Source organism: Sulfitobacter sp. M13, from assembly GCF_053474885.1.
Window position 1 is genome coordinate 1,554,377 of record NZ_CM130281.1, and the last position, 16,303, is coordinate 1,570,679.

Annotated in this window: 15 protein-coding genes; 8 read left to right on the forward strand and 7 right to left on the reverse strand. The window is 59.9% G+C overall.

The window, feature by feature from the left end; genetic code table 11:
• Positions 1-50: 50 nt before the first annotated feature.
• From recJ to ACVBAU_RS07395, 3 genes are all read right to left on the reverse strand, one after another.
• Positions 51-1,790: a single-stranded-DNA-specific exonuclease RecJ gene (recJ, locus tag ACVBAU_RS07385; protein ID WP_138923763.1), complete on the reverse strand. Its 1,740-nt coding sequence runs from the start codon at positions 1,788-1,790 to the stop codon at positions 51-53.
• A gap of 101 nt (positions 1,791-1,891) precedes the next feature.
• Positions 1,892-3,178 carry a homoserine dehydrogenase gene (locus tag ACVBAU_RS07390; RefSeq protein WP_448328775.1) on the reverse strand — a complete coding sequence of 429 codons (1,287 nt, stop codon included), beginning with the start codon at positions 3,176-3,178 and terminating at the stop codon, positions 1,892-1,894.
• 106 nt (positions 3,179-3,284) lie between these two features.
• Positions 3,285-3,581 carry a hypothetical protein gene (locus ACVBAU_RS07395; protein WP_138923761.1) on the reverse strand — a complete coding sequence of 99 codons (297 nt, stop codon included), beginning with the start codon at positions 3,579-3,581 and terminating at the stop codon, positions 3,285-3,287.
• A 79-nt stretch (positions 3,582-3,660) separates the two neighbouring features.
• Here ACVBAU_RS07395 and ACVBAU_RS07400 point away from each other — a divergent pair, with 79 nt between their 5' ends.
• Positions 3,661-4,248, forward strand: a complete 588-nt coding sequence (locus ACVBAU_RS07400; protein WP_138923760.1) for a TetR/AcrR family transcriptional regulator — start codon at positions 3,661-3,663, stop codon at positions 4,246-4,248.
• 34 nt (positions 4,249-4,282) lie between these two features.
• Here the strand turns inward: ACVBAU_RS07400 and ACVBAU_RS07405 are convergent, their stop codons facing one another.
• The 3 genes from ACVBAU_RS07405 to ACVBAU_RS07415 form a co-directional block, all read right to left on the reverse strand.
• Positions 4,283-5,194 carry a pirin family protein gene (locus ACVBAU_RS07405; RefSeq protein WP_093733690.1) on the reverse strand — a complete coding sequence of 304 codons (912 nt, stop codon included), beginning with the start codon at positions 5,192-5,194 and terminating at the stop codon, positions 4,283-4,285.
• A 141-nt stretch (positions 5,195-5,335) separates the two neighbouring features.
• A complete protein-coding gene (locus tag ACVBAU_RS07410; RefSeq protein ID WP_448328778.1) occupies positions 5,336-6,016 on the reverse strand; it encodes a nitroreductase in 681 nt (226 codons plus the stop codon).
• Positions 6,017-6,110: 94 nt separating this feature from the next.
• On the reverse strand, positions 6,111-7,484 hold the full coding sequence (locus tag ACVBAU_RS07415; RefSeq protein WP_448328780.1) for an L-serine ammonia-lyase: 1,374 nt from the start codon (positions 7,482-7,484) through the stop codon (positions 6,111-6,113).
• A gap of 252 nt (positions 7,485-7,736) precedes the next feature.
• Between ACVBAU_RS07415 and rpiA the strand changes: the two genes are divergently transcribed.
• The 6 genes from rpiA (at position 7,737) to ACVBAU_RS07445 (ending at position 14,846) form a co-directional block, all read left to right on the forward strand.
• On the forward strand, positions 7,737-8,525 hold the full coding sequence (rpiA, locus tag ACVBAU_RS07420; protein ID WP_138923757.1) for a ribose-5-phosphate isomerase RpiA: 789 nt from the start codon (positions 7,737-7,739) through the stop codon (positions 8,523-8,525).
• A gap of 21 nt (positions 8,526-8,546) precedes the next feature.
• On the forward strand, positions 8,547-10,013 hold the full coding sequence (locus ACVBAU_RS07425) for an FAD-dependent oxidoreductase (RefSeq protein WP_335745330.1): 1,467 nt from the start codon (positions 8,547-8,549) through the stop codon (positions 10,011-10,013).
• A 94-nt stretch (positions 10,014-10,107) separates the two neighbouring features.
• On the forward strand, positions 10,108-11,340 hold the full coding sequence (gene hflK / locus ACVBAU_RS07430; protein ID WP_138923755.1) for an FtsH protease activity modulator HflK: 1,233 nt from the start codon (positions 10,108-10,110) through the stop codon (positions 11,338-11,340).
• Positions 11,340-12,293: a protease modulator HflC gene (hflC, locus tag ACVBAU_RS07435; RefSeq protein ID WP_448328783.1), complete on the forward strand. Its 954-nt coding sequence runs from the start codon at positions 11,340-11,342 to the stop codon at positions 12,291-12,293. Before hflK ends, hflC begins: the two co-directional genes overlap by 1 nt.
• A gap of 239 nt (positions 12,294-12,532) precedes the next feature.
• Positions 12,533-14,017 (forward strand): Do family serine endopeptidase, encoded by a 1,485-nt coding sequence (locus tag ACVBAU_RS07440; protein WP_138923753.1) that lies wholly within the window; start codon positions 12,533-12,535, stop codon positions 14,015-14,017.
• Between the two features lie 142 nt (positions 14,018-14,159).
• The gene (locus ACVBAU_RS07445) at positions 14,160-14,846 is read left to right on the forward strand and encodes a TetR/AcrR family transcriptional regulator (protein WP_448328785.1); all 687 of its coding nucleotides are present in this window, start codon (positions 14,160-14,162) and stop codon (positions 14,844-14,846) included.
• Here ACVBAU_RS07445 and ACVBAU_RS07450 read toward each other — a convergent pair.
• A complete protein-coding gene (locus tag ACVBAU_RS07450; protein WP_138923751.1) occupies positions 14,843-15,253 on the reverse strand; it encodes a Fur family transcriptional regulator in 411 nt (136 codons plus the stop codon). The genes ACVBAU_RS07445 and ACVBAU_RS07450 overlap by 4 nt on opposite strands.
• Before the next feature lie 147 nt (positions 15,254-15,400).
• Here ACVBAU_RS07450 and ACVBAU_RS07455 point away from each other — a divergent pair, with 147 nt between their 5' ends.
• A complete protein-coding gene (locus tag ACVBAU_RS07455; RefSeq protein WP_448328786.1) occupies positions 15,401-16,294 on the forward strand; it encodes a metal ABC transporter substrate-binding protein in 894 nt (297 codons plus the stop codon).
• Positions 16,295-16,303 lie beyond the last annotated feature (9 nt).

The following is a 16,303-nucleotide window of genomic DNA, read 5'->3' on the forward strand; positions in this document are numbered from 1 at the left end:
GGAAAGCGGCGCAGGCACGCAAGCAGAAATCGAAAGAAAGTGAAAAATTTTTATGCAGGGGCCGCGTCTTCCAGACGCAGCTGCACCGACTGTCGCCCCCGCCATGTGTTGATGTCCAGACGCCCCGCCAGATGGAACCGCGCGCCGCCGTGGTTTTCCAGTGCCGGACCAAGCGGCCCGTCAAACGCGCCAAAGGCGATCGCGTCCATTTTTGTATTGTTGCCGTCGCCAAAGCTGATCTTGAGATGGCTTTCACCCACCCGTTTCGCAAAGCGGATTTGCATATCGGCAAACACATATCGCGGGGCAGGGGCACCGGCACCAAAGGGACCGGCCTGTTCCACCTGCTGCGCCAGTTCAACAGTGGCAGCGGCGGGCATCAGCATGCCGTCAAGCTTCAGGTCTGCAGCGCCCGCCAGATGCGCGCCCTGTTTGGCAAGCAGTTCTGACAGCCGCGCCATCGCTTCCTCGAGCTTGTCCTCGGCCACGGTCAAGCCTGCGGCCATTTTGTGTCCGCCACCCTTGATCAACAGGCCCTCGGCTGCCAGCCGCTGGATCGGGGCACCCAGGTCGATCCCCGAGACAGAGCGCCCGGATCCTTTCCCGATGCCATCCTCGAACCCGATCACAACCGACGGACGGTTTGACGCCTCTTTCAGACGAGACGCAACAATGCCCACCACGCCGGGGTGCCAGCCAGCGCCCGACGCCCAAACCAGCGGCGCGTCATACCCGCGTGTTTCTGCTTGATCGAGCGCAGCGGCACGTACGGCGGTCTCTACATCGCGCCGCTCGGTGTTCAACAGGTCGAGCTTTTCAGCAAGGGATTGTGCCTCGTGCGGGTCATCGCAGGCCAGCAATCGCGCCCCGAGATCGGCCTGACCAATGCGTCCGCCTGCGTTGATTCGGGGGCCAAGCAAGAACCCAAGGTGATAGGCCGCGGGGGCCGTATCCATGCGTGCCACATCGGCGAGGGCCGCAAGACCGACCCGGTCGCGCCGCGCCATGACGCGCAGTCCCTGTCGTACAAAGGCACGGTTGACGCCGATCAACGGGGCCACATCCGCCACCGTGGCCAGCCCCACCAGATCCAGCAAACCCATCAGGTCGGGCCCTCGTGCACCCGCCTCGCGCAGCTGCCGCCCGGCCTCGACCAGCATCAAGAATACGACCGCCGCCGCACATAAATGTGCCAGCGCGCCGTCTTCATCCTGTCGGTTCGGGTTCACCACGGCCAAAGCGTCGGGCAGGGTTTCTGCGCCAAGGTGGTGGTCCAGAATGACCACATCCGCCCCGACGGCAGCGGCCACGGGCCCATGAGACAGGGTGCCGCAATCGACGCAGACAATCAGATCATGCGCAGCCGCTAGCTCGGCCATCGCCGCGTCATTGGGGCCGTAGCCTTCGTCGATCCGGTCGGGCACATACAGCGTCGCGGCGCAGCCCATGTCGCGCAGCCAGACCAGCAGCAGCGCGGCAGAGCTACCGCCGTCCACATCATAATCTGCAAAGACCGCAATCCGCTGGCGGGCTTTAACCGCAGCCAGAAAACGGGTCGCGGCCTTTTCCATATCGCGCAGGGATCGTGGGTCGGGCAGCAGGTCGCGCAAGGAGGGGGCAAGGAAGGCCTCGGCCTCTTCCGCCGCCACGCCGCGCCGCGCTAATACCTGACATAGGGCCAGCGGCAGGCTGGTCTGCTGCACCAGAACTTCCGTCGCGCGTTCCACCTCGACACCGGGGCCGACCCAGCGACGCCCCGTCAAAGACGCATCAACACCTAGAAAGCTCATGCATCCCTCACTTCCAAATGGTCAAAAATCCTCGCCGAAGGCATCCGGCCTGTCCTGCGCATACTCCGCAGATCGGGGCCCAAACCTCGCCTGCTTCGGGATCAAAGATCCTCGATACGCAGCGCCACAGGGTCGCTTGCCAGTACACCGGTATGCGCCATCGCGTCCAGCGCCTCGTCCAGCGCGGTACGGCTGCATTTATGCGTAACGATCAGCACCGGGGCCTGATCGCTGCGATGTTCGGTCTGGCGCATGCGGTCGATGCTGATGCCGGCCTCGCCCAGAACGGTGGCGACTTTGGCCAATGCGCCGGGTTTGTCCAGCAGCCCCATGCGCAGATAGAACGCGGCAGGGCGTTGCGACAGCGCTGCGGTGGCCGAGGCGAGCGTCGTCGCCTTCTGACCAAAGACCGGTCCATGCCAGCCGCGCGCGATATCGCAGATATCTGACAAAACAGCACTGGCCGTGGGGCCTTCGCCCGCACCGGGGCCGCGTAGGACGATCTGCCCAATTGCGTCGCCTTCCAGCACGATCATATTGGTTCCGCCCGCCAGCTGCCCCAGCGGAGAGCTGTCAGGCACAAGGCAGGGCTGCATGCGTTGTTCCAGCCCGCGGCCGGTCATTTGTGCGACACCTAGAAGCTTGATCTTGTAGCCCATGTTGGCGGCGGCCAGAATGTCGTCGATGCTGACGCGCTGGATGCCTTCGATTTCGATCCCGTCGAAATCCACCTGTGTGCCAAAGGCGATAGACGACAGGATCGCCAGCTTATGCGCGGCGTCAATGCCGCCAACATCAAGGTTCGGGTCCGCCTCAAGGTAGCCAAGCGCCTCGGCCTCTTCGAACAGCGAGTTGTAGCCGTTGCCGGTCTCTTCCATGCGGGTCAGGATGTAGTTGCAGGTGCCGTTCATCACGCCCATGACGCGGGTGATCTCGTTCCCGGCAAGGCTTTCCGTCAACGCCTTGATCACCGGGATGCCCCCTGCGACGGCGGCCTCATAGCGGATCAGGCAGCCGGCAGCTTCGGCTTGTTCGGCCAGCGCCTGACCGTGGATGGCCAGCAAAGCCTTGTTCGCGGTGACCACATCCTTACCCGAGGCCAGTGCGGCCTCGGTGGCATCCTTGGCGGGACCTTCGTCGCCGCCCATCAGTTCGACAAACACATCGACGTCGTCGCGTTTCGCCAGCGCGACCGGATCGTCCTCCCAAGCGTAGCCGGACAGGGACACACCACGATCTTTGTCGCGGCTGCGTGCAGAGACGGCGGTGATGGTGATAGGGCGGCCTGTGCGCGCTTCGATCAGTGCGGCCTGCTTGCGGATGATCCGCACCACGCCAACCCCAACGGTGCCCAATCCGGCAATCCCAAGACGAAGCGGTTGTGACATGGTGCAATCCTTTTGGTGGTGCGCGGCAGCGGGCTGCGGCGTTTAACGGGGTTCGCCGCGATGTATCCTTTTCCCGCCGCGCACGCAACGCGACATTGCATCTGCTTTACCGCAAACCTTGGGACAAACGCTGCTTTTCAGACCCCGACAGGACCGATCCACGCAACCGTGCAGCACGCGCCTGTAACCGTTCGACCCGTGCCGTCAGGCCGTTTTCGATCTGCGGGATGTTGACCTCTCCGGCGTCTGCCTTGGCCAGCAGCGGATCAATTGGCACCAGCGCGGGGTAATCCGCGGCAAGCAGCTCGGGCGTGGCACGGCTGTCGAGCGCGGGAAACTGGGTGCACGCCGCCGGCAGGACCAGCGCGGCAAGGCAGAATGATAGGAGGATACGGTTCTTCATTTCTCAGTCATGCACCAGCGACAGAAATCGCGCAAGCAGGGGTTTGCCTTTGTACATGTGTTCAATTAACCTTTGCCCCATGGGGCGTACAACCGGATCACATTCTGACATCACTCGGCCAAAAATTCGCGCGGCTGCGCTGCGGCTGTTTGCGCGGCACGGCTTTGCCGCCGTGTCCATGCGCGCGCTCGCGACCGAGGTGGGGGTACAGGCAGGGGCGCTCTATAACTATACGCCGGACAAGCAAACGCTGCTGTTCACACTACTTCAGGATCACATGAACGATCTGCTTGAAGCCTGCACCAGTGACGCTGCCCCGACCGCGCTTGAACGCCTGCGGCATTTCGTTGATTTCCACATCCGGTTCCACGCGGATCGCCCGGACGAGGTGTTCATTTCCTATATGGAACTGCGCAACCTGACGCCCGAGAATTTTGCCACTGTCGAGGCCCTGCGCCGTCAGTATGAGGACCGGCTTGAGACGATATTGCGCGATGGGGCCGCCGCCGGAGATTTCGCCATCGCAGATACCAAGATTGCCACGTTGGCGGTGATTGCGATGCTGACGGGGGTAAACACGTGGTATCGCGCGGGCGGGCGGTTGTCGCTGGACGAGGTGATAGCGCAATATTGGGGTATGGTGCGCAAATCCGTCATGGCGGGGTAGGGCCGAGCCGGCCCATACCCCTTTGATTTGGTATTTAGTGTGCGGGTTTGATGAACGTCCCGTTGTTCAGATCGCGCATCGCCTGACGCAGCTCCTCTTGCGTGTTCATCACGATCGGACCGTGCCACGCGACGGGTTCGTCAATCGGTGCACCCGAGATCAGCAAAAAGCGTACGCCTTCTGGTCCTGCCTGCATCGTGACCTCGTCACCCGTGCCAAAACGGATCAGTGTGCGGTCGCCGCTGAGATCGCGGATGTTCACCTCTTCGCCGCCGACCTCTTTCTCTAGCAAGACACCTGACGGGGCAGAGGCATCGGCAAAGGCGGCTGACCCCTGAAAAACATAGGCAAAGGCGCGGCGGTAGGTGTCGATGCGAAAGGTTTTGCGCACACCGGCTGGGACCGTGATATCAAGATATTGCGGATCGGCGGCGATGCCGTCCACGGGGCCTTTTTTGCCCCAGAATTCGCCTGTGATCACGCGTACTGTCGTGCCATCGTCATCGGTGACCACGGGGATATCCTTGGCCGTGACATCCTGATAGCGCGGCGCAGTCATCTTTTGCGCAGATGGCAGATTACCCCAAAGCTGAAACCCGTGCATTTGACCCTTGGCGTTTCCGTTGGGCATTTCTTGATGCAGGATGCCAGAGCCCGCCGTCATCCACTGCACATCACCAGCACCAAGCGTGCCGACGTTGCCCAGGGAATCCCCGTGTTCGACCGTGCCTTCCAGCACATAGGTGATTGTTTCGATCCCGCGGTGCGGGTGCCACGGGAACCCTTTTTCGAAATCCTGCGGACGTTCGTTGCGGAAATCGTCGAACAGCAGGAAGGGGTCCAGCTCGGACGGGTCCTGAAACCCGAAAGCACGGTGTAGCTTCACGCCTGCGCCTTCCATCGTTTGCTGGGCCGCGCGGGTCTCTAGGGTAGGGCGGATCGACATAGGGGCTCTCCTTATCCTGGTCTGGAACTTAGATAAGGGGCGTGCGTTCATGCGGCAATAGTCGCTGTGCGAACCATAAGTGTGCATGGTCGCACAGGGCGGGCAGCGATGCTTTCCCCCGTGCGACACAGTCAGATTTTATCAGTCGTCGAAGCCGACGAAGCGGGTCACCTCTTCGACGGGACGGCGGGTAGAGATGACGGCATTGGCCGAAAAATCCTCGTCGGGCCAGCCCATAGCGACACAGGTCATGATCACCTGATCGTCGGGGATTTGCGCGTGTTCGCGGACCACGGGCGATTGCATGATACCCTGACCGTTAATGACGCAGCCCAGTCCCTTGCTCCATGCGGCAAGGACAAGGCCATAGGTTACCGCGCCCAGATCAAAATGCGCGATGGTGCCATTGTCATTCAGCGACTTGTCAAAGCACACCACGATGGACACGGGCGCATCAAACTGGCGGAAACCGCGCATGACCCAATCCTGACGGCGTTCCTTGTCTTCGCGTTCAATCCCCATAGCGGCAAAAAGCTGTTTCGCGATGCCCACCTGACGGTCCCGGTGCACCCCCGCATAAGCCCCGTGGTCGCTGATTTCACGCACGGGCGGCACGCCTTCCAACATGCGCGTGGAGTTTCCCTCGCGGACTTTTTCCAGCGGGTCACCCGTCAGGACGTGCAGATACCACGGCTGCGTGTTCATCGACGATGGCGCACGGTTGGCCAGTGCGACGACTTCTTCAAGCAGTTCGCGCGACACGGGTTCTTTCTTGAAACCCCTGATGCTGCGTCTTTCCTGCATTGCCTGTTTCAGTTCCATGATGCCCCTCCCGCAAATTTCCTGACGGCTGTCAGACTGTTGTAGTTCCGCGGTGGGGTCAAGCGCGGGCAGGGCTGCGTGCCGCTGCGTAAGATCAGCAGTTGGGAACGTTCACCGCCAGCCCGCCAAGCGAGGTTTCCTTATATTTCTCGGACATATCCGCACCGGTCTGGCGCATGGTTTCGATGCAGGCATCCAGCGGTACCAGATGGGTGCCATCGCCGCGCAGCGCCAGCGAGGCCGCCGACACTGCCTTGATCGCGCCAAGCCCGTTGCGTTCGATGCACGGCACCTGCACCAGACCGCGCACGGGGTCGCAGGTCATGCCCAGATGATGTTCCAGCGCGATTTCAGCGGCGTTTTCGATTTGCGCGGGCGTCCCGCCCATCACGGCACAAAGTCCCGCGGCAGACATCGCCGCGGCGGATCCGACTTCGGCCTGACAGCCTGCTTCGGCCCCCGAGATCGATGCGTTGAACTTGACCAGCCCGCCAATCGCCGCGGCGGTCAGCAAGAAGTCCTCGATATGCGCTTCGGAGGCACCGGGTACGTGGTCCAGATAATAGCGTAAGGTCGCAGGCATAACGCCAGCGGCCCCGTTCGTCGGAGCGGTGACAACTTGCCCACCGGCAGCGTTTTCCTCGTTCACGGCCATGGCGTAGACGCTCATCCAGTCGTTGATTGTGTGGGGCGCGCGCTGGTTCTGGCCGCGTTCTTGCAGCAGGGCGTCATGGATCGCCTTGGCGCGGCGTTTGACGTTTAACCCACCGGGCAGGATGCCGTCGGTTTCGAGCCCACGGTTGATGCAATCGTTCATCACCTGCCACAGACGTTTCGTGCCGTCGCGCAGGTGTTCTGCCCCGCCGCGGGATTCTTCGTTTGCGCGTTTCATCTGCGCGATGCTCTTGCCGGATGCCGCCGACATTCGCAGCATCTCGGCCGCGGATTTGAACGGGAAGGGGACAGGCGCGCCTTCGTCCGAGTCCTTGCCCCCGGCGAGCTCGCTTTCGGTCATCACAAAGCCGCCGCCGATGGAATAATACGTCTCGCGTAGGCTGACGTCGCCTTGGGCGTCGGTGGCCATCAGCATCATCCCGTTGGCATGGCCGTCCAGCTTGGTGTCATAGTCAAAGATCATATCGGCCTTGGGCGCAAATTTCAGCGTGCCAAGACCGGGCAGGGTGATCTGTTGCGTCTCGTGTATCTTGGCCAGCACCTCTTCGGCACGGTCATTGTCATAGTCTTGCGGCGTGAACCCCGCGAGGCCCAGTATCGTGGCGCGGTCAGTGGCGTGGCCGACGCCGGTAAAGGCGAGGCTGCCATGCAACGACGCGCGCAGGCCCGAGAATCTGAACGGCGAGGCGCGCATCAAGTCCAAAAAACGCGCTGCCGCCACCATGGGCCCCATTGTATGGGACGAGGACGGGCCGATGCCCACTTTGAACATATCGAAGACAGAGAGAAACATCAGGTGGCACGTCCTTGCAGGCTGTGATCGGTCATAGGGTGGTGGTATCTCATTGCATTTGGGGCGGGCGATTGAAAACGACCGATCTGCGCGGTTTGCGGTACTCTATCGTGATAATCGCTGCATAAAACCCCTGCGCGGGTCACCTTGGCGGGCACGAGGGCCACAAGAGCCACCAATATCGCGGTTTTGAGGGTCGCGCGTGCGGACGGCTGCGTCTATAAGGGCATCGATTAACGAGGAGTCGCTGCCATGACCGGAGAATTGTCACCCATCGATAAGGCCAAATTTGTCGCCGCCAAACGCGCTGCGCAATTTGTAGAAGACGGCATGCGCGTCGGATTGGGCACCGGCTCCACCGCTGCGTGGCTGGTGCGCTGTTTAGGCGAAATGGTGCGCGACGACGGGTTGCGGATCAAGGGCGTGCCCACCTCCACCCGCACAGCACAGCTGGCGCGCGAAGTGGGGATCGAGGTGATCAGCCTCGATGAAGCCAAGTGGCTGGACCTGACCATCGACGGCGCGGATGAATTCGACGGCGAGCTGAACCTGATCAAGGGCGGCGGCGGTGCGTTGTTGCAAGAAAAGATCGTGGCGACCGCGTCAGATCAAATGGTCGTGATTGCCGACATCGGCAAAGAGGTCGAAACGCTGGGTGCATTTCCCCTTCCGGTAGAGGTTATTCCCTTTGGCTGGCAGACCACACAGGCGCTTGTCGAAGAGACTTTGGTGTCTATGGATGTGCTGGGGCGCAATTCGACGCTTCGGATGAACGGCGAGATCCCCTTTATAACGGATGAGGGAAACTACATCCTTGACCTGCACCTCAAGCGGATCGGCAACGCCCGCCAGATGGCTCTGGTGATGAACCAGATGCCGGGTGTAGTTGAAAACGGGCTGTTCATTGATATCTGTGATGCTGTGGTGATCGGCTATGGCGATGGCCGCGTCGAAGTGCGCGACATCAACGAAGGTACTGTTGATCGCGCTAAGATGGAGTTCGTCGAGACAGATAATCTGTTTTCCGACCTGAGCGATTAACAAAGAAAGGCCCCGGCCCAGATGAGCGATTTTGATTACGACCTTTTTGTCATTGGTGGCGGTTCCGGCGGGGTACGCGCCGCGCGTGTTGCTGCGGGTGAATACGGGGCCAAGGTCGCCCTCGCCGAAGAGGACCGGTATGGCGGGACTTGCGTAATCCGGGGCTGTGTGCCGAAAAAGCTGATGGTGTTCGCGTCGGGCTATGCCGAACTGGTGGACGAAGCACAGTGCTTTGGCTGGGACATCAAGCCTGGTACGTTCGACTGGCACGCGTTCAAAGGCCGTCTGAACAACGAGCTGGACCGGCTTGAAGGCGTCTATCGCAAGCTGCTGGCCAATTCCGACGTTGATACCTTTGACCAACGCGCCACGATCAAGGACGCGCATACGGTGCAGCTGGCGAACGGCGAAACCCGCACTGCCAAGCATATCTTGGTGGCCACCGGTGGCCGCCCCGTCCGTCCTGACGTGCCCAACGCCCAGCTCGGCATCGTGTCGGATGATATCTTCCATCTTGAAAGCCTGCCCAAGTCGATCCTGATCATCGGCGGCGGCTATATCGGGTGCGAATTTGCCTGTATTCTGAACGGGTTGGGCGTCGAAGTGACGATGTACAACCGTGCAGCACAGATCCTGCGGGGCTTTGACGATGAAGCCCGCGGGCTGATCGCGGAATCCATGACAGAGGCGGGTATCGATATCCATTGCGGCACCAATATCGTCGAAATGGCGTTGGAATCCCAACACGAAGCCGGCACCATGCCCAGCAACTCTGATGCGGCGATGGGTGCCACAGCTGAGCAGTCGAACGAGTTGAACAGCAGCGCCGCACCCCAAGGCACGCAGGGGCCGATTTGGGTCAAGGCATCCAACGGGTCCGACAAAGTGTTCGATATGGTGCTGTTCGCCACAGGGCGCGCGCCGAACACAGGGGATATGGGGCTGGAAGAGGTCGGCATTTCGCTCGGCCGCCGCCAAGAGATCGAAGTCGATGAATACAGCCAGTCAGGCGTGCCGTCGATCTATGCCATTGGCGACGTCACCGACCGCGTGAACCTGACACCTGTCGCAATCCGCGAAGGGATGGCCTTTGTGCAGACCGTCTTTGGCGGGAACCCGACGCCGGTGGATCACGATCTGATCCCGTCGGCCGTGTTTACCCAGCCTGAATTCGGCACTGTCGGGATGACCGAAGAGCAAGCAGCAGAGCAAGAACCGGTCGAGATTTACTCGGCATCGTTCCGGCCGATGCAAACGGCCTTTGCGAACAAGAACAAACGTGTGATGATGAAGCTCGTTGTGAGCAAGGAAACACGCGTTGTACTGGGGTGCCACATCGTCGCACCAAACGCAGGCGAGCTGATCCAGCTGGTGGGCATTGCCGTCAAGGCAGGGCTCACAAAAGAGCAGTTTGACGCGACCTGCGCCGTGCACCCGACCATGTCCGAAGAACTGGTCACCATGCGCAGCCCGACACGCACTGCTTGAAGTCCGGGCGATTATGCCCGACTCTGCACACGATCAAACCGCTTAGGCGGTTGGGATAGGGCCGCTGAAGCGGTCAAAAAATAGGGAAGAATTAATGGCTGGAAATACAGGCGGTCCTTGGGGCGGCGGTGGAAACTCAGGCGGAGGTAACAACGGCGGTGACCAGAACCGTCCCGGTGGTGAACGACCCACCGGTGGCGGCGGACGTGGACCGGGCGGTGATAAAGGCCAACGACCCGAAATCGACGATCTGATGAAGAAGGGGCAGGAACAACTGCGCGTTCTCATGGGGGGTAAAGGCGGCGCGCGGAATTCCGGTGGTGCTGGCGGCAGCGGCGGCGGTGCGGGCCCGAAACTCACCCGTGGCACAGTCGGTCTGGGTGTGCTGGCGGCTGTCGTCGTCTGGGGTATGGCTAGCTTTTATACCGTGCGTCCCGAGCAACAGTCGATCGAGCTTTTCTTGGGTAAATTCTCGGGTATAGGCACCGAGGGTTTGAACTTTGCACCTTGGCCGCTTGTGACAGCCGAAGTATTTGACGTGACCACAAACCGCGCCGAAACCATCGGTGCAGGTCGAAATTCGGACGACAACGATGGTCTGATGCTGACGACCGACGAGAACATCGTCGACATCGATTTTCAGGTGGTCTGGAACGTGAAAAGCGCGCAGGATTTCAAATTCTCGCTGCGTGATCCGGATTCGGCCGTGCGCGCGATTTCTGAGTCCGCAATGCGCGAGATTATCGCCCAATCCGAATTGGCACCGATCCTGAACCGCGACCGTGCCGCCATTGAAGCCGCTGCGCGCGAGTTGATTCAAACGACGCTGGACAACCGTCAGACCGGGATCAACATCATCCGCGTCAACTTTAACAAGGTGGATCCGCCCAGCCAGACGGTAACAATGACTGACGCCGAAGGTCGTACGACACAGCAGACCGTGATTGATGCCTTCCGCGATGTTCAGGCCGCCGCACAGGAGCGCGACCGGGTGGAACGTCAGGCGGACGCCTATGCGAACCGGCGCACTGCCGAGGCACGCGGTGAATCGGCACAGATTTTGGAAGCTGCAGAAGGTTACCGTGCCCGCGTCGTCAACGAAGCCGTGGGTGAAGCAAGCCGGTTCGAAGCCGTTTTGCAGGAATACACCGCAGCGCCTGAAGTAACACGCAAGCGGCTTCATCTTGAGACGATGGAAAAGGTTCTGGCGGATGTCGACAAGATTATCCTTGAGAACAACGAACAAGGCGGCGGACAAGGTATCGTGCCTTATGTGTCGCTGAATGAGTTGCGCCGCAATGCTGGCAACGCCGGAGGGTCAAACTGATGAACAAACTAAAATTTATTGTTCCCATCATCGCCGTGGTGCTCGTGGGCTTGCTGTCATCTGTTTATATTGTGGACGAGCGTGAAAAGGCGCTGGTACTGCGGTTTGGCCAGATCAAACAAGTACGCGAAGAGCCGGGCCTTGGCTTTAAGATGCCCTTGCTTGACGAAGTTGTGCGTTACGAAGACCGCATTCTGACGCTTGAAACCCCGATGATCGAGGTGACCCCAGCTGATGACCGCCGGCTTGAGGTGGACGCGTTTGTTCTTTACCGGATCTCCGACATTCGTCAGTTTCGCCAAGCTTTGGGTGTTGATGGTGGGCGTCAGGCTGAAATCCAGCTGAACGGTATCCTCGACGGTCAGATCCGTGCGGTGCTTGGTTCACAGGGTGTGACGTCTGATACGATCCTGTCGCCCGAGCGCTCTGCCCTCATGGACCAGATCCAAGTACGCAGCGATCAACGTGCAAAGGCATTGGGTCTCACAGTCGTCGACGTGCGTCTGCGCCAGACCAATCTGCCCGAGCAGAACTTTGATGCGACTTTGCAGCGTATGATTGCCGAGCGGGACCGCGAAGCAACTGACGAACGGGCGCGTGGTCGCGAGGCGGCTCTGCGTGTGACCGCCCTTGCGGATCGTACCTATACCGAAATCCTGTCGGAAGCCCGTCGTGATGCCCGCATCACCGAAGGTGAAGCAGACGCCGAGCGAAACAAGATCTTTGCGCAGGCCTATTCCAAGGATGTAGAGTTCTTTGAATTCTACCGCTCGCTTAGCGCCTACGAGACGGCGTTGAAGGGTGAAAACTCCACCATGGTTATGTCACCTGACGGCGAGTTCTTTAACTACTTCAATTCAGAAGAAGGCAGCCGGAGCAAAAGCGCGACGACGGCCCCCGGCACGACGACCCAGGGCACTGGGACCGGAATCGGCACCACGTCCGGCAACTGATCCCAATCAGGTTGACTTTTAAACAGGGGCTGGCAGCAATGCCGGCCCCTGTTTCGTTTGGGGCGCGGAATGTGCTGCCGACCGTGTTACGAGCGGCAATTTCGGTTAGAAACCGCTGCACGCGTTGACATGCGCGTGAGGATGACCATCTTTCACCTTGCAGCAGTGAGTTTGCAGATGCACTCTGCCTAGACATCAAAAACGGGGTCTAGCGCCCCTTATATAACCGGAGTTGACGAATGCAGCCAAAGGCCGTTTCCCAGTCGCGTACCGACGCAATATCACCCCAGATCAAATGGTTAATGATGGGTATGCTGGCGCTGGCCTTTGTCCTGATGCAGACCGTGATGGCGATGGCCAAACCTGAAAGCCTCGCGCCGCTTGCTGAAAAGATCAGCCCGTCGGTTGTGAATATCACCACCTCGACCACCGTCGAAGGTCGCACTGGCCCCCGCGGCATCGTCCCCGAGGGATCACCCTTCGAGGATTTCTTCAAGGAATTCCGTGACCGCAACAATGGCGACGAGGTCCCGACGCCGCGTAAATCATCCGCGCTCGGATCGGGTTTTGTGATCTCTGAGGACGGTTTTGTCGTAACGAACAACCACGTGATCGAAGGCGCGGACGAGATCACCATCGAATTTTTCACCGGCCTTGAACTGAAGGCCGAAGTGATCGGCACCGACCCCAACACCGATATCGCGCTGTTGAAGGTCGAAGCCCCAAGCGCCTTGGCGTTTGTCAGCTTTGGCGACAGCAACGCCGCGCGTGTGGGCGATTGGGTGCTGGCGATGGGGAACCCGTTGGGGCAGGGGTTCTCTGTGTCGGCCGGTATCGTATCGGCGCGCAACCGTGCCTTGTCCGGCACCTATGATGACTATATCCAGACTGACGCCGCAATTAACCGTGGCAACTCGGGGGGGCCGCTGTTCAACATGGACGGCGAGGTGATCGGCGTGAACACGGCGATCCTATCCCCCAATGGCGGGTCCATCGGTATCGGTTTCTCGATGGCGTCCAATGTTGTGACTCGTGTGGTCAACCAGTTGAAAGAATTTGGCGAAACGCGCCGCGGTTGGCTGGGCGTCCGCATTCAGGATGTCACACAAGACGTGGCCGACGCGATGGGGCTCGCCAAAGCAACTGGCGCGTTGATCACGGATGTGCCCGAAGGTCCCGCCAAGGAGGCCGGCCTGAAAACCGGTGACGTCATCCTTAGCTTTGCGGGTGTCGAGGTCGAAGATACCCGTGGTCTGGTCCGTCAGGTGGGCAACAGCACCGTTGGGGCATCGGTCCGCGTGACCGTTCTGCGCGAAGGCAAATCCCAGACGCTCAAGGTTAAACTTGGCCGCCGCGAAGATGCGGAAGGGACAGGACCAACCGTGTCCGCACCAGAGGACGAGGCACAGCCCGAAGCGCCTGCAGTGAAATCTGTCCTTGGCCTGACCGTCACGCCGCTGACCGACGACATGCGCACCGACCTCGGGGCCGATGATTCCGTCGAAGGTCTGGCCGTGACCGAGGTCGACGAGATGTCGGAAGCCTTTGAAAAAGGCCTGCGCGTTGGTGACATTATCACCGAGGCAGGGCAGCAGCCGATCCTGTCGATCACCGATCTGGAAAACCGCATCACAGAGGCCAAAGACGGTGGTCGCAAATCGCTGCTGCTGCTGGTTCGCCGCGCGGGCGATCCACGGTTTGTGGCCTTGGGTCTGGACGACTAAACCACCCCTAAAGATTGATGAAAACGCTGCCCTCCGTCGGTCCTGTACCGGCGGGGGTTTTGCGTGGCGCCGGCGCAAACGCTTGTCGGTTGTTTCGCATATCGAAAGCCGATAGGATTTAGGAGAATTAAAGGACAGCTACATGCACGATACATCCTCTTTGGCCATCCGCAGCGACAGGCTGTCTGTACTGCGCACGCAAATGCTGGCAGAGGCGGAAATTACCAATGTGCAAAACCAGTCGCTGATCCAAAGCCGCCGCGAGCAGATTTGCGAAGCAGCGCTGTCGTTGTTTCTGGAAAAGGGCTTTGCCGCGACGACGATCCGCGACATCTGTGCGCGGTCGGGCGTCAATCAGGCCAGCATCTATGACTACATCGCCAACAAGAACGACATCCTGCGCCGGCTGCTGAACCAGTTGTGGTTTCGCGAAGACGTTTCGACCTTGCCGATTATCCTGCTGGATCAAGACCTGTCACTGGAAGACGCGTTCGAGAAATATTTCCGAGAAAGCTGGTCGATGAAACGGGACGGCACCCTGCTGGCCTATCGCTGTGTGCCACATATGAAGGCCGAAGATCGCCGTGCCCTGCATGCCCGTGAATTCGCGGTGATGAAGGACCTGGCCGATCAGCTTGGTCCGCGACTGGGGCTGCAAAGCGACGATCAACGGCTTGATATTGTTGCAAACCTGATGGTGTTCTTGTCGGCCTTTGGCCCCATGCGCGACTGGCTGATCCGCGACATCCCCGACGAAGTGATCTTGCGCACGATTTCAGCCGGTGCCGCGGCGATGGTCAAATCCCTCGCGGATCAAACGCAGACCTAAACCTTGCGCGCGCGGATCACCGTGTGGTGGCTGACCAGCTCATAGCCCATTTCGGCGGCGACGCGGTCCAGTAGGCTTGCGATCTCTGTCCCCGGAATTTCCACCAGTTCGCCGCTGTCCATGTCGACCAAATGGTCGTGGTCGGTTTGGGGCATCATCTCGTACCGTGCGGGGGCGTCCTCCAGCACCAGTTTGCGCACCAGCCCTGCATTCTCAAGCACTGACATGGTACGATAGACCGTGGCGACAGACACGGTGTCGTCCAGCCTACGCGCCTTTTCATACAGGTCTTCGACATTGGGGTGATCGTCGGTCTCCGACAGCAACGACACGATCGTTGTCCGCTGTGGCGTGACCCGCAGGCCCGCTTCGCGTAGCAGTTGTTTGTAATCAATGCTCTGGGTCAATGCCGGTATCCTTTGTCGTCTGTGGTTCTTTTAGGCGAGATTCCCCTTGTCCGCAAGTTTATGCGACCTATTCTTAATTGCATGTTTGACATATGCGATTAATTCGCATTTACATCTAGCGAATGCATTGGTCCGTGGAGGAACAGAATGAAAAAGAGTGTGCTGGCGTCGGTTTTAGGCGTTGCAGCGATGGCGGGAATGCCCGCGGTCGCAGCTGATTTCAAAGTCGTTACCACCTTTACCGTGCTGGCCGACATGGCGCAGCAGGTGGGGGGCGATGGGGTCGAGGTGGTGTCGATCACCAAGCCCGGCGCAGAAATCCACGGCTATCAGCCCACGCCCCGCGATATCGTAGGTGCGGTAGGCGCAGATTTGATCTTGTGGAACGGCATGAACCTTGAGCTGTGGTTTGAACAGTTCATCTCCAACCTTGGCGAAATCCCGTCGGTCACACTGACAGATGGTGTCGACCCCATCTCGATCGGTGAGGGGGAGTATGAGGGCAAACCGAACCCCCACGCATGGATGGGTTTGGAAAATGCATTGATCTATGTCGACAATATTGCCGCTGCCTTTTCCCAACATGACCCCGACAATGCCGCGACATATGCGGCCAACGCTGAAAGTTACAAACAAGAGATTCGCGACACGATCACGCCGCTGCGCGACCGGATTGCACAAATCCCCGAAGACCAGCGCTGGCTTGTGACCTGCGAAGGGGCCTTTAGCTATCTCGCACGCGATTTCGGGATGAAAGAGCTGTATCTCTGGCCGATGAACGCCGATCAGACCGGCACGCCGCAACAGGTCCGCAAGGTCATCGATTCCGTGCGTGACAACGATATTCCGGTCGTCTTTTGCGAAAGCACGGTGAACACCTCGCCTGCGAAACAGGTGGCGCGCGAAACCGGCGCTGCCTATGGCGGTGTGCTTTATGTCGACAGCCTCAGCACAGCCGAGGGGCCCGTGCCAACCTATCTGGACTTGCTGCGCGTCACTTCGCAGACTGTCGCAGACGGGCTGGATGCAGGCCTGAAGTAAATGGAAACC